12 protein-coding genes and 2 pseudogenes are annotated in these 12213 nt (G+C 66.9%); 8 read left to right on the top strand and 6 right to left on the bottom strand.

All coding sequences use genetic code 11. The features are described from left to right. Window positions 1-52 precede the first annotated feature (52 nt). Together IDF66_RS14215 and IDF66_RS14220 are read right to left on the bottom strand one after the other, a co-directional pair. A complete protein-coding gene (locus tag IDF66_RS14215) occupies window positions 53-1381 on the bottom strand; it encodes a class I SAM-dependent methyltransferase (RefSeq protein WP_190267336.1) in 1329 nt (442 codons plus the stop codon). Then, the gene (locus IDF66_RS14220) at window positions 1378-2799 is read right to left on the bottom strand and encodes an FAD-binding oxidoreductase (protein ID WP_190267507.1); all 1422 of its coding nucleotides are present in this window, start codon (window positions 2797-2799) and stop codon (window positions 1378-1380) included. The genes IDF66_RS14215 and IDF66_RS14220 overlap by 4 nt, the downstream gene beginning before the upstream one ends. A gap of 79 nt (window positions 2800-2878) precedes the next feature. Between IDF66_RS14220 and IDF66_RS14225 the strand changes: the two genes are divergently transcribed. The 7 genes from IDF66_RS14225 to IDF66_RS14255 all read left to right on the top strand — a co-directional run bounded on the left by IDF66_RS14225 (window position 2879) and on the right by IDF66_RS14255 (window position 6987). Further along, complete coding sequence (locus tag IDF66_RS14225; protein ID WP_164310354.1) at window positions 2879-3316, top strand: SRPBCC family protein; 438 nt, start codon at window positions 2879-2881, stop codon at window positions 3314-3316. Window positions 3317-3348: 32 nt separating this feature from the next. Next, entirely contained in the window at window positions 3349-4257 is a 909-nt protein-coding gene (locus IDF66_RS14230; protein ID WP_223309682.1) for a pseudouridine synthase, read from the top strand. A 24-nt stretch (window positions 4258-4281) separates the two neighbouring features. Continuing rightward, window positions 4282-4611 (top strand): hypothetical protein, encoded by a 330-nt coding sequence (locus IDF66_RS14235; protein WP_164310356.1) that lies wholly within the window; start codon window positions 4282-4284, stop codon window positions 4609-4611. After that, window positions 4589-5008 carry a YbaB/EbfC family nucleoid-associated protein gene (locus IDF66_RS14240; protein WP_190267338.1) on the top strand — a complete coding sequence of 140 codons (420 nt, stop codon included), beginning with the start codon at window positions 4589-4591 and terminating at the stop codon, window positions 5006-5008. The genes IDF66_RS14235 and IDF66_RS14240 overlap by 23 nt, the downstream gene beginning before the upstream one ends. Before the next feature lie 6 nt (window positions 5009-5014). Then, complete coding sequence (gene recR, locus IDF66_RS14245; RefSeq protein ID WP_164310358.1) at window positions 5015-5626, top strand: recombination mediator RecR; 612 nt, start codon at window positions 5015-5017, stop codon at window positions 5624-5626. 61 nt (window positions 5627-5687) lie between these two features. Further along, entirely contained in the window at window positions 5688-6245 is a 558-nt protein-coding gene (locus IDF66_RS14250) for a uridine kinase family protein (RefSeq protein ID WP_321189581.1), read from the top strand. 28 nt (window positions 6246-6273) lie between these two features. Continuing rightward, window positions 6274-6987, top strand: a complete 714-nt coding sequence (locus IDF66_RS14255) for a uracil-DNA glycosylase (protein WP_190267339.1) — start codon at window positions 6274-6276, stop codon at window positions 6985-6987. Window positions 6988-7012: 25 nt separating this feature from the next. Here the strand turns inward: IDF66_RS14255 and IDF66_RS14260 are convergent, their stop codons facing one another. Together IDF66_RS14260 and IDF66_RS14265 are read right to left on the bottom strand one after the other, a co-directional pair. After that, on the bottom strand, window positions 7013-7735 hold the full coding sequence (locus IDF66_RS14260; protein ID WP_190267340.1) for a type 1 glutamine amidotransferase: 723 nt from the start codon (window positions 7733-7735) through the stop codon (window positions 7013-7015). Next, window positions 7732-9018 carry a Mur ligase family protein gene (locus tag IDF66_RS14265; RefSeq protein WP_190267341.1) on the bottom strand — a complete coding sequence of 429 codons (1287 nt, stop codon included), beginning with the start codon at window positions 9016-9018 and terminating at the stop codon, window positions 7732-7734. The genes IDF66_RS14260 and IDF66_RS14265 overlap by 4 nt, the downstream gene beginning before the upstream one ends. A gap of 65 nt (window positions 9019-9083) precedes the next feature. Here IDF66_RS14265 and IDF66_RS23840 point away from each other — a divergent pair, with 65 nt between their 5' ends. Further along, window positions 9084-10142: an alpha/beta hydrolase gene (locus tag IDF66_RS23840; RefSeq protein WP_317628700.1), complete on the top strand. Its 1059-nt coding sequence runs from the start codon at window positions 9084-9086 to the stop codon at window positions 10140-10142. Here the strand turns inward: IDF66_RS23840 and IDF66_RS14270 are convergent. Next, window positions 10134-11081, bottom strand: a pseudogene (locus IDF66_RS14270) (EamA family transporter); the annotation flags it as partial. The gene IDF66_RS23840 and the pseudogene IDF66_RS14270 sit on opposite strands and share 9 nt — an antisense overlap. 91 nt (window positions 11082-11172) lie before the next feature. Beyond that, window positions 11173-12189: pseudogene (locus IDF66_RS14275) on the bottom strand (LLM class flavin-dependent oxidoreductase); the annotation flags it as partial. Between the last annotated feature and the right edge of the window lie 24 nt (window positions 12190-12213).

Below are 12213 nucleotides of genomic sequence, written 5' to 3' on the forward strand. Positions count from 1 at the left end.
TTGCTCTCAGCGGGGGCGGGGCTGCACTCTGGGTGGGAAGCCGGTCAGGGACTCAGGCGTTCCACCAGGGGCGCAACGGCAGGTCGTTCCCGCCCTTGTCGTCCAGCTTGGTCGCGAGCACGTGATGGAGCTGGATGATGTCGCGCTCGAAGCCGATCCGGCAGCCGGCCATGTAGAGGCCCCAGAGGCGGGCGGTTCCCTCGCCGACCTCGTCGACGGCCTCGTCCCAGTGCTCGAGCAGGTTCTTGTTCCAGTCGCGCAGGGTCATCGCGTAGTGGTCGCGGAAGTTCTCCTCGTGCACGACCTCCATGCCGCCGATGTCCTGCAGCTTGGAGATGATCTTGCCGGACCCGGTGAGCTCCCCGTCGGGGAACACATAACGGTCGATGAACGAGCCCGCCCGCCCGTTCTTGAGGTTGTCCGGTCGAGTGATGCAGTGGTTCAACAGCATTCCACCGACCCGTAGCCGGTCCCGGATGAACTTGAAATACGCGGGGTAGTTGGCGACCCCGATGTGCTCGGTCAGTCCGATGGACGACACCGCGTCGAAGCCGGTCTCGGTGACGTCGCGGTAGTCGCTGTGCCGTACCTCGGCCAGGTCCGACAGTCCTTCGTCGATGATGGCCTGCTGAGCCCACTGTGCCTGCTCGGCGGAGAGGGTCGCGCCGATGACCCTGACTCCCCGGTGTGCGGCGTAGCGGACCATTCCGCCCCAACCGCAACCGATGTCGAGGAGACGGTCGCCGGGCTTGAGCCGCAGCTTCTCGAAGATGAGCCGGTACTTGTTCTCCTGAGCCGCCTCGAGCGACGCCTCGAGTTCGGGGTACACCGCGCAGGTGTAGGTCATCGACGGCCCGAGTACCCACTCGTAGAAGGTGTTCGACACGTCGTAGTGGTGGTGGATCACCTCGGCGTCGCGAGCCTTGCTGTGCCGCAGGCCTTCGGCGAAGCGACGCCAGCGCGGCAGAGCCTCCTGCGGGGGTGGTGCGATCGGCTTGAAGTGCTCGATGCCCAGCGAGCGGGCGATGTTCGCGAGGACGAGCGGAGAGGGTCGACTGAAGTGCAGATCGGCGGCCAGGGCACGCAGTGCCCCGTACGGGTCGCCCGGGTGCGCACCGACGAGTTCGAGATCTCCGGCGATGTAGGCGCGGGCCAGTCCGAGGTCGCCGGGGGCGGTGACGAGGTAGGTGGTTCCGCGGGAGGACTTGAGGTCGAGCCCGAACTCCGCGTCCTCGGGGCCTGCCGAACTGCCGTCGTAGGCGGTGATGCGAATCGTGAGATCGCCACCCATCAACGATTCGAAGATCTGTGCCAGGGTCATCCTGCCCGTCGACGCCGCGTCGCCGCCGGCATGGAGGGGGCTGTCCTTGAATGTCGTCATTGTCGTTTCACCGCTTTCGCATACAGATCCAGTAGACGGCCTCGTGGGTCGTACCGCTTCTTGAGCAGCCGATAATTCTCGCCCCCGTAGAGTTCATCGAACTCCTCGGGGGAGTAGAAGGATTCCGAATAGAGGGACTTGTGGCCGTCGAGGTCGGCCACCTTCCGTTCGATGAGCTTGTTGGTGTGCCCGGGATCGCCAGGGGTGACGGGCACCGCCGACCAGAAGCCGATGTTCACATATGTCCGGCGTGGTTCGAGTGGATACAGCGGCCAGGGCCGGACCGGATCCGAACCAATGACGGCGGGCTCCCGGAGTCGCAACGGGCACAACCAGATCGGCTCGATCGGAATGTTGTCGAGGAACCACTCGACGTATGCCGTGGTGTTCTCGATCGGCACCTCGATGTCCTGGACCACCCGCTCGTTCGGCGGCTCGCCCTTGCGGGCGCTGAGCTTGTCGCCGATGTTGTACCGGTGGTCGAGAGCGATCAGCTTCCAATAGAAGCTGCTGCGCAGCAGCTTCTTCGGCCAGAACCGGCGGATCCGTGGATTCTGGGCACCAAAAGCGCGTGAGCACCAGAACCAGTCGGTGTCCCATCGCCACAGATAGTCGTGGATGGTGAGGCGATCGGTGCCGATCGAATTCGTTCCGCTCGCTCCGCTCCCGGCGACCGTGGAATCCTGGATGGACCGGTAGAAGATGTCCATCCCGGTGTAATCGCTGACGGGTCCGGGCTCGTCGGTCTGACGTCCAAGGGTCAGATACGACTCGTCGGCGGTGAACACCACGCCGTCGAGGTAGTCCACCCGTTCGTCGCGATACGAACCGGCGGCGATGATCGCCGCCATCGCCGACTGGAGGTCCTCGATCCGGTCAAACCGGACGTGCCGCAGTGACACATACGGCTGTACGGACTCCAGCTCGATCTTCAGGCGGACCGAATAGCCGAGCGTGCCATAGGAATTGGGAAATCCGAAGAAGATGTCGGCATGCTCGTTGGTGGGTGTGGCGGTGATGATCTCACCGTCGCCGGTCAGGACGTCGATCTCGAGCACCGACTCGTGGGGCAGACCGTTGCGAAACGACGTGCTCTCGATCCCGAGTCCGGTGACCGCACCGCCCAGCGTGATGGTCTTCAACTGCGGGACGACCTTGGGTGCCAGTCCGTAGGGCAGGGTCGCTGCGACCAGGTTCTCGTATGTACACATGCCGGCGACATCGGCCGTCTTCGCGTCCCGATCCACCGAGATCACCCGGTCGAGGCCCGAGACGTCGAGGCCGGGATGCGGGTTCTCGGCGCGCTTGCGGAACAGGTTCGAGGTCTTCTTCGCCAACCGGACGGTCGCACCGGTCGGAATGTCGCGGTAGCTCTTCAGGAGGGTTGCGACACCCTGGTCGAATCCCTGCGCCCCCATCTCCAACCGGTCAGAGTTCACTTGGATAGCCTAGGTCGTGAGTTTGCCCCCTGCCAATCCGTTCTAAGGAGTGCCCGCCGTGGGTCAGGTTTCCGCAACGCAGTCGATCGACATCGCCGCCACCCCGGATGCCGTGGTCGCCGCACTCGCCGACTACAACGAGGTGCGCCCGGCGATCCTGCCCTCGCAGTACCGCGACTATGCCGTGATCAGCGGCGGAAACGGTGAGGGAACGGTGGTGCACTGGATCCTGCAGGCCACCGAGAAACGTCAGCGTGACGTCAAGGCCACCGTCTCGGTGGTGCCGGACACCGTCACCGAGAACGACGAGAACTCGTCGATGGTGACCACCTACACAGTCGCGAAGTCCGGTTCGGGCAGCACAGTGACCACCACGACCACCTGGACCGGTGCCGGCGGGATCGGCGGGTTCTTCGAGAAGACGTTCGCGCCCAAGGGGCTCAACCGCATCCAGGCGGAGCTGCTGGGCAATCTCAAGAAGCGTCTGGAGAACTGACCCGCCGACGACGTCGAGGGACCGTCACGCCGCTGCCGCCGCGTGACGGGGTCGACGCCACGCGTGTGGTGCTGCGGGCCGGTCCGGAGCGGACCGTCGGCGAGTGTCTGCTCGCGACACCTTCGCTGACCGGCGTCACCCTCGACGATCTGGCGGCCCGCGCGGCGCGCGGCGAGATCGTCGATGCCGACGGTCGGCCGATCGATCTCGACGTGCCCGCTCGTCTCAACACGTCGGTCTACTTGTACCGGGACGTGCCCGACGAGCCGGACATCCCGTTCGACCTGCCGATCCTGTACGCCGACGACAACATCGTCGTCGTCGACAAGCCGCATTTCCTCGCCACCATGCCGCGTGGGCGCCACGTCACGCAGACCGCGCTCGTGCGGTTGCGCAGGGAGCTCGGGACCGATCTGGTGTCCCCCGCGCACCGTCTCGATCGGCTGACCGCAGGCGTACTCCTGTTCACGCTGCGGCCCGAGGTGCGGGCGGCCTACCAGGCATTGTTCGCCGAACGGCTGGCGATCAAGGAGTACCGGGCGCTGGCGCCCGTCCGCGCCGATCTGGAGACCACGACCACCGTCGCCAACCGGATCGAGAAGACCGCGGGAGATCTGCGAGCGCGCGTCATCGCAGGCGAGGTCAACGCGATCAGCGACATCACCTTGGTCGAGCAGGTCGGCGCCGGTGGGGTGTACGACCTACGGCCGTTCACCGGGCGCACACATCAGCTCCGGCTGCACATGGCACAGCTCGGTGTCGGAATCGTCGGGGACCCGCTCTATCCGGACGTCCGTGCGGAGCTCGCCGCGCGACCCGATCACGGCGACTTCTCCGAACCGTTGCGATTGGTCGCGCACACGTTGCGTTTCGTCGACCCGCTGAGCGGGGAGAAGCGGCACTTCGTCTCGCGGCGGACGGTCACCGACCCGATCGTCTGACGGCGTTGTGGCTACCCTGAGCCCATGGCCATTCAGGCGACATACGAGCGGCACACCGATCTGGGGTGCGAGGCCATCGTCTTCATCGACGACGAGTCCATGGCATGTTTCCAGATCCAGCGTGACCTGGTGGGCGGGCCGAGGTCTGACGAATACTGCGTGACCACGGGCGCCAGTGCTCCGATCTACGGTGCGATCACCGAGTGGCGGAGGATCGACGACCGGTTCGAATTCGCTCTGACCAGGCGAGCAGGCCGACTGTTCGGCGACGATGTGATCTCGTTCATCGTCACCCCCGGCCGCGGCGTCACCGTCGAGGAGCTCGCCGAGCATGTCGATCGGCTCCTGCGCTGACCCGGCGATTACTCTGGAGCCCGTGACTCAACCATTCGACCCCAGCGCACTCTTCGGCGGCGGCGACAACGCCGGCGGCGACAACCCGATGGCCGGGCTGCTCGCGCAAGCGCAGCAGATGCAGGAGCAGCTGCTGGCCGCACAGAACGAGATCGCGGCCGCCGAGGTCACCGGATCCGCCGGAAACGGCCTGGTGATGGTGACGGGTAGCGGCACCGGTGAGGTCACCGGGGTGGCCATCGATCCCAAGGTCGTCGATCCCGAGGACGTGGAGACCCTCCAGGACCTCGTCCTCGGTGCGCTTGCCGACCTCGCGTCCAAGCGCGAGGCGCTGACGCAGGAGAAGATGGGACCACTCGCCGGCGGGCTCGGCGGCGGTCTGCCCGGTCTCGGCTAGGCCGTCATGTACGAGGGACCCATTCAGGACCTGATCGACGAGCTGGCCAAACAACCAGGACTCGGCCCGAAGGGTGCCCAGCGAATCGCCTTCCACCTGTTGGGCGTGGAGAACAACGAGATCGATCGGCTGATCGCGGCCCTCGGCCGGGTGCGTGACGACGTCACCTTCTGCGCCGAATGCGGGAACGTGTCAGCGAACCGACTGTGCCGGATCTGTTCGGATGCTCGCCGCGATGCCACCAAGATCTGCGTCGTCGAGGAACCCAAGGATGTGCATGCCATCGAGCGCACCAAGGAGTTCAACGGCAGGTATCACGTCCTCGGCGGAGCGCTGGACCCGTTGTCGGGAATCGGACCCGATCAGCTGCGGATCCGCGAACTCCTGCGTCGGCTGGCCAACCAGGAGGACGGTGTCGACGTCAGCGAGGTGATCGTGGCAACCGACCCCAACACCGAGGGTGAGGCCACGGCGACCTACCTCCTGCGGATGCTCAAGGACTTCCCGGGGTTGTCGGTGACCCGACTCGCATCGGGGCTCCCGATGGGCGGCGACCTCGAGTTCGCCGATGAGCTGACCCTCGGTCGCGCGTTGTCGGGCCGTCGGGCGCTGGCCTGACCGCGAGAACGCGCCCGCCCGCCGGCGCTCGCCACGGCAAGTGATGGATATCCTCGACACCGTGGACATCTCCGGCCCGTCGCCCACCGTCGAGGCGCACCTGGACGAGCTGGCCGGTGAGCTCATATCGGGGATCGTCGCGATCGACGGGCCGTCGGGGGCCGGCAAATCGACGGTCGCCGACGCGCTGGTGGCCCGACTCCGCGAGAGGGGCACCGGTGTCCAACTCATCCGCACCGACGACTTCGCCACGTGGGACAATCCGGTCGCCTGGTGGCCGGAGCTGGAAACCGATGTGCTGCATGCCTTCATCCGCCGACACGACTACCACTACCGGCCCCGGGTCTGGCGCGGCGGCGTTCCCGAGGTGGGGCGTCGGGTGTGGCTCCGATGGGAACCGTTGCTGATCATCGAGGGCGTGTCGTCGGCGCGACGCAGGATCGCCGAGCGGCTCACCTACTCGCTCTGGCTCGACGGCGGTCCCGCCGAGGAGCGTTTGGAACGTGCGGTTGCCCGCGACGGCGAGGGATCACGAACCGAGCTGGAACGGTGGCAGCAGTTCGAGCGTGGCTGGTTCGCGGTCGATCGGACCCGCGATCGATGCCGCGTATTGGACTGAACGCGTCTCGGAGGCGTTACCGTGAGGTGTGGGTTATCGCAGCATCGCGGCGCTCGACGACGAGCTCGTCGAATGTCGCGCGTGCCCACGTCTGGTCGAGTGGCGAGAACAGGTGGCACGCGAGAAGCGAGCGGCGTTTGTCGATCAGACCTACTGGGGCCGACCGGTTCCCGGCTTCGGGCCCGTCGATGCGCGGGTGATCATCCTCGGGTTGGCGCCGGCCGCGCATGGTGCCAACCGGACGGGCCGGATGTTCACCGGCGATCAGAGTGGCGATGTCCTGTTCCGTGCCCTGTACGACGTCGGTCTGGCGAACCAGCCGACCGCGGTGTCCGCCCACGACGGCATGGAATTGTTCGGGGTGCGGATGACCGCGCCTGTCCGGTGTGCCCCTCCCCAGAACAAACCGACGGTGACCGAGCGGGATCGGTGCGCACACTGGCTCGACGCCGAGGTCGACCTGCTGTTGCCCACTCTGCGCTCGGTGGTCGTGCTCGGAGCGTTCGGTTGGCAGTCCGCGTTGCGCGCCTTCGGTGAACTCGGCTGGATCGTCGAGCGGCCGAAGCCGAAGTTCGCCCATGGCGCCCGCACGACCATCCGCCGTGGCGACCGTGAACTGGCGATCTTCGGCAGTTTTCATGTGAGCCAACACAATACGTTCACCGGTCGGCTGACGCCCGCGATGCTCGTCGACGTGCTGAGTGCCGCAGCCCGTCACGCCGGGCTGACGTCGCGGACGTGACCGGGCATCGACGCCGCCGGGGTGCTCAGCCGCGCCGGCCGACGGCCAGCCGTTCCTTCCGCAGCCGCTCGACCTCCGGAAGATACAGTGGTGCCAGGGAATCGGAGCCTGTCGCGCGGGCCAGCAGGTAGTCGGCCAGCTCGGGATTGCGCGCCAACGCCGGACCGTGCATGTAGGTGCCCAGCACCGATCCCTGGATGACGCCCTCGGTACCGTCGCCGACACCATTGCCGACACCGCTGCGGACACGCGCCAGAGGCCTCGCATCGCTTCCGAGAGTTGTTCCGCCCCGGTGATTCTCGAACCCGGTGAGCGGAGCTGTCAGTCCGTCGACGGCGGGGGCGGTGATCAGTTCGCCGATGCTGCGCTCGGCCTGTGGTGCGGTCGTGAGGTCGAAGAGGGAGATCCCGTCGACCCGCTCGCCTGCCGACGTCTCGTACCAGTGTCCGAGGACCTGGATCGCCGCGCAGATGGCCAGAACGGGGCGACCTGCGGCCGCGGCGCGTTGCAGGCCGGGATAGCGCGTCAGATGGCGGGTGGCCAGACGCTGCGCGTAGTCTTCTGCGCCGCCGAGGGCATAGACGTCGAGGGAGTCGGGCACCTCGTCGTCGAGGGTGATCTGGATGATCTCGGCGTCGATACCGCGCATGCGTGCCCGCTGCTTGAGCACCAGCGCGTTGCCGCCGTCGCCGTAGGTTCCCATCACGTCGGGCAGGACGAGTCCGATTCGGAGGGTCGATTCGCTCATTGATCCGCGCCCTTCTGTAGGTCGGACCCCCGTGCGCGTTCGGCGCGATCCAGTGCGACGCCGAGGTCGCGGAACGCCGTGTAATTTGCCAGCACCTCGACGCGACCCGGCGGACACGACGCGATCGCCTTCATCGGGTCGGGGATGGTGGTGTGCTCGGCGCCGGCATAGAGGAGCCGTACCGACAGGTCCGCGGCCCGTTCTCCCGCCGCGACCACCTGCATCGTCTCGAACGCCTCGAAGCGCACGTCCCACAGCCAGGACAGATCTTCGCCGTCGGGGACCTGCCCGTTGACCGCGATCACGAGTCCGTCGGCGTCCTGGTCGATCATCGACAGGGCCTCCTGCCATCCGGCCGGGTTCTTGGCCAACAGGGTCCGGACGGAGTGATTGCCGATCTGATGGATGCCATAGCGGCCGGCGACCTCTCCGACGGTGCCGACCGCGGCCACTGCCTTCGCCGGATCGGCGCCCATCGCCACGGCCGCTGCGACTGCCTGCGCGGCGTTGCCACGGTTGGCCCGACCGGGCACCGACAGTGTCATCGGGGCCACGAAACCGTCTGCGCCATAGATGTTCTCGTCATCGAACCACCATTGCGGGGATGGCCTCCGGAACTGGTCGTCGCCGCTGGAGTACCAGTCGTCGCCGTTGCGGACGATGGGTTCGCCGGTGCGCGGGCAGCTCACGGAGTCGCCGACCCAGCCGGCACCGGCCGCCACCCAGATGACCTTCGGTGCGTCGAATGCGGCCGAGGTGATCAGGACGTCGTCACAGTTGGCGACGACAGTTGTCGATGGGTGCCGTGCGATGCCGTCGCGCAGTCGGCGTTCGATCATGTTGATCTCGCCGACCCGATCGAGCTGATCACGGGAGAGGTTCAGCATCACAAGGACTTCGGGATCGACGGCATCGCTGACGTGCGGTACGTGGAGCTCGTCGACCTCGAGCGCGCAGATGGTCGCCGGGCGGTGCAGGGTGAGTGTCGCGATGATCCCCGCGTCCATGTTGGCGCCGTCGGCCTGGGTGGCGACCTCGCCGAGTTCGGACAGTGCGGCGGCAGTCATCCGCGTGGTGGTCGACTTGCCGTTGGTGCCGGTCACCAGCGCGGTACGTTTGCCCGCGGCAAGGCGTCCCATGATGTTCGGATCGATCTTGGCGGCCACCAGACCGCCGATCATCGAGCCCTTGCCGCGGCCTGCGGTTCGTGACGCCCAGCGTGCCGCGGATGCGGCGGCCAGTGCGACGTTGGTGCGCATCGGTGTTCTCACGCGGTCGGGCATGGCATCGAGTCTGACACAAGCCGTGACGGGCAGTACGACGGTGCGCCGGGGGTACGCTCACGATCGTGAGTCAGGCCACAGCGATGTCGCTCCCGTTCCCCGCCCGTGTCCAGCGGGCATTGATGCGCGCAACCGGTCATGCTTCGCCCGCACTGTTGCGCTTCGCGGGTCGATGGGGCCGCGTCAACGCGGACGGGGACAGGCTGGCGCCGGAGATGGCGTTGACCGGCTGGCTGGCCGCGCACCTGCCGGCCTTCGCATTGGCCGGGAAGTCGGTCGAGCGGGCGCGTGCCGATGTGCGCGGCAATGCATCGACCATGGCCGAGAAGCTGCCTCCGATGGCGGTTGAGGAAGATCTGATCATCGACGGACCGGGCGGCCCGATCCCGGCGACGCGGTACCGGGCAAAGGTCGACTCGGTCGGCATCGTCGTCTTCTTTCACGGCGGAGGCTGGGTGGAGGGCGACCGGGTCAGCCACGACAACCTGGTCCGCCGGCTGGCGCTGTCCACCGGTGCCGACGTCCTCTCGGTGGACTACCGGCTCGCACCCGAGCATCGATTTCCCGCTGCGGTCGACGATGCACTCGCGGCGTGGCGGTTCGCGGTCACGAAGGCCCCGGACTGGGGTGTGCCGAGCGATCACATCGCCGTCGCCGGGGACAGTGCCGGAGGCAACCTCGCCGCGGTGGTCTCCCAGCAGGTCCGCGACGACGCTGTCACGCCATGCCTGCAGATGTTGATCTACCCGGTCACCGATGCGTCCACGAAACGGCAGTCGCGTCGTGAGTTCGCCACCGGGTTGTACCTCACCGATGAGCACATGGACTGGTTCCTCGACAACTACGTCCCCGACGTCGATCAGCGCACCGATCCGCGGGTCTCGCCGCTACTGGCCGACGACCTGTCCGGGCTCTCGCCCGCGTACGTGATCGTCGCGGGCTTCGACCCGCTTCGCGACGAGGGCATCGCCTACGCCGACCGACTGAAGGCGGCGGGCGTCCCGGTGACCCTCGACCGGGCAGGCAGTCTCATACACGCGTTCGCGAACATGACGCTGATCAGTCCGGATGCCCGTGCCGCCGTCGACCGGATCGGGGCCGCTCTGGCCGAGTCGCTGCGCTGAGGGTTCTGCCGCCGGCGCCGCCGGGTTCGCCATCGGCGATGCGAGGAGGCCCGCGGCGCATCCGCCGATCACGGTCACCGCACCGATGATCTCGACGACGGTGGGTGTCTCGCCCAGGAACAGCCATGCCGCGGTGATCCCGACGACGGGCACCAGCAGCGACAGTGGGGCGACACGGCTCGCCGGATACCGCGACATGAGGTGCGTCCACAGTCCCGATCCCACGACCGTGCCGAGGACGACCGTGTAGGCGAGTCCGGCGAGTGCGAGCAGCCCGCTGTGCGAACCGAGGGTGGTCATCGACTCGATACCGGCGGTCGGGCCGTCGAATACCAGGCTCATCAGGAAGAACGGGATCGGTGGGACGACCGACATCCAGAGGGTCATGCGCAGTGGGTCATCAGGTCGCGCGCCGGGAGCGGGCGCCCGCTGTTGTGCGAGCCTCGATCCGATGTTGCCGAACGCCCAGCCGAGGCCGCCCAGCACGGTCAGGAGCATGGGGACGATCGCGGCGACGCCCAGCGAACTGTGCACGGAGCGGTCGATGCCGATGACGATGATCCCCGCGACCGCCACCGCGATGCCGATGACCTGCAGCAAGCTCATCCGTTCCCGCAAGAACAGGACACCGAGGAGCACTGTGAAAGGCGCGGAGGTCTGCAGGACCAGCGACGCCAGGCCGGTCGGCATCCCCATGTTCATCGCCACGAACAGGAAGGCGAACTGCAGGATGCCGAAGCCGACGGCGTAGAGGAGGAACCATCTCACCCGGACCGTGGGGAATCGTACGAACAGCACGACCGGTACGGCCATCACCGCGAAGCGCAGTGCGGCGCAGAAGAAGGGCGGGAAGTGGCTGAGGCTGAGGTGGATCGCGATGAAGTTCACTCCCCACAGCACGATCACGCCGAGCCCGAGGAGCCGATCGCGACTTGTCATGACGACCATCGTGCTGGCGACCTTCGTCCAGGACAATCGAAATAAATCGCATCAACGGTGTAGCTGAGCTACACGAATACCGGGAAAGCCAGCGCCAACCGAGTTCCGGCGCGACGTGCGTGAGGATTGCCTCGATCACGTGCGCGTTGTATTCGACGCCGAGTTGATTCGGCACGGTCAACAGCAGGGTGTCGGCGGCGGCGATGGCCTCGTCCTCACGGAGCTGCTCGATCAGCTTGTCCGGCTCATCGGCATAGCTCCGCCCGAACCGGGCGACCGTGTTGTCGATGACGCCGACCTGATCGTCCTGGATGCCGCCCCGACCGAAATAGGCCCGGTCACGGTCGTCGATGAGCGCGAAGATGCTGCGGCTCACCGACACTCGCGGCTCGCGGGAGTGACCTGCCGCGGCCCAGGCGTCGCGGAATCGCTGGATCTGTTCGGCCTGCAGCTTGTGGAACCCGACGCCGGTGTCCTCGGTCAGCAATGTGGAACTCATCAGGTTCATTCCCTGCTGCGCCGTCCATTCCGCGGTCGCGCGGGACCCGGCGCCCCACCAGATCCGGTCCCGGAGACCAGGGGACTGCGGTTCGATGGGTAGCAGTCCGGGCGGATTCGGGAACATCGGCCGCGGATTGGGTTGTGCGAATCCGCTGCCGCCGATGACCTCGAGGAAGACGTCGGCATGCTTTCTGGCCATCTCCGCGTCCGACGAATCCTCCTGTGGCACATAGCCGAAGTACTTGTATCCCTCGATGACCTGTTCCGGGGATCCACGGCTGATACCGAGTTGCAGTCGGCCGCCGGCGATGAGATCGGCGGCCGCCGCGTCCTCGGCCATGTACAGGGGGTTCTCGTAGCGCATGTCGATGACGCCGGTGCCGAGCTCGATGGTCCGGGTCTTGGCGCCCGCGGCGGCCAGTAGCGGGAACGGCGACGCCAGCTGCCGGGCGAAATGATGCACCCGGAAGTAGGCGCCGTCTGCGCCGAGTTCCTCGGCGGCGACGGCCAGTTCGATGGACTGCAGCAGGGCATCGGAGCCGGAGCGGACCTGCGAGCCCGGCGAGTCCGACCAATGGCCGAACGACAGGAAACCGATCTTCTTCATGGTGGGTAAAGGGTAATGGGGACC

Origin of the sequence: Gordonia hankookensis (assembly GCF_014673215.1) — a bacterium.
In the GTDB taxonomy this organism is placed as follows: domain Bacteria; phylum Actinomycetota; class Actinomycetes; order Mycobacteriales; family Mycobacteriaceae; genus Gordonia; species Gordonia hankookensis.

Bases quoted from the DNA above. Each gene is read 5' to 3' on its own strand.
- IDF66_RS14215 (WP_190267336.1), bottom strand. From the start codon at position 1,381: ATGACGACATTCAAGGACAGCCCCCTCCATGCCGGCGGCGACGCGGCG.
- IDF66_RS14220 (WP_190267507.1), bottom strand. From the start codon at position 2,799: ATGGGGGCGCAGGGATTCGACCAGGGTGTCGCAACCCTCCTGAAGAGC.
- IDF66_RS14235 (WP_164310356.1), top strand. From the start codon at position 4,282: ATGGCCATTCAGGCGACATACGAGCGGCACACCGATCTGGGGTGCGAG.
- IDF66_RS14240 (WP_190267338.1), top strand. From the start codon at position 4,589: ATGTCGATCGGCTCCTGCGCTGACCCGGCGATTACTCTGGAGCCCGTG.
- recR (WP_164310358.1), top strand. From the start codon at position 5,015: ATGTACGAGGGACCCATTCAGGACCTGATCGACGAGCTGGCCAAACAA.
- IDF66_RS14260 (WP_190267340.1), bottom strand. From the start codon at position 7,735: ATGAGCGAATCGACCCTCCGAATCGGACTCGTCCTGCCCGACGTGATG.
- IDF66_RS14265 (WP_190267341.1), bottom strand. From the start codon at position 9,018: ATGCCCGACCGCGTGAGAACACCGATGCGCACCAACGTCGCACTGGCC.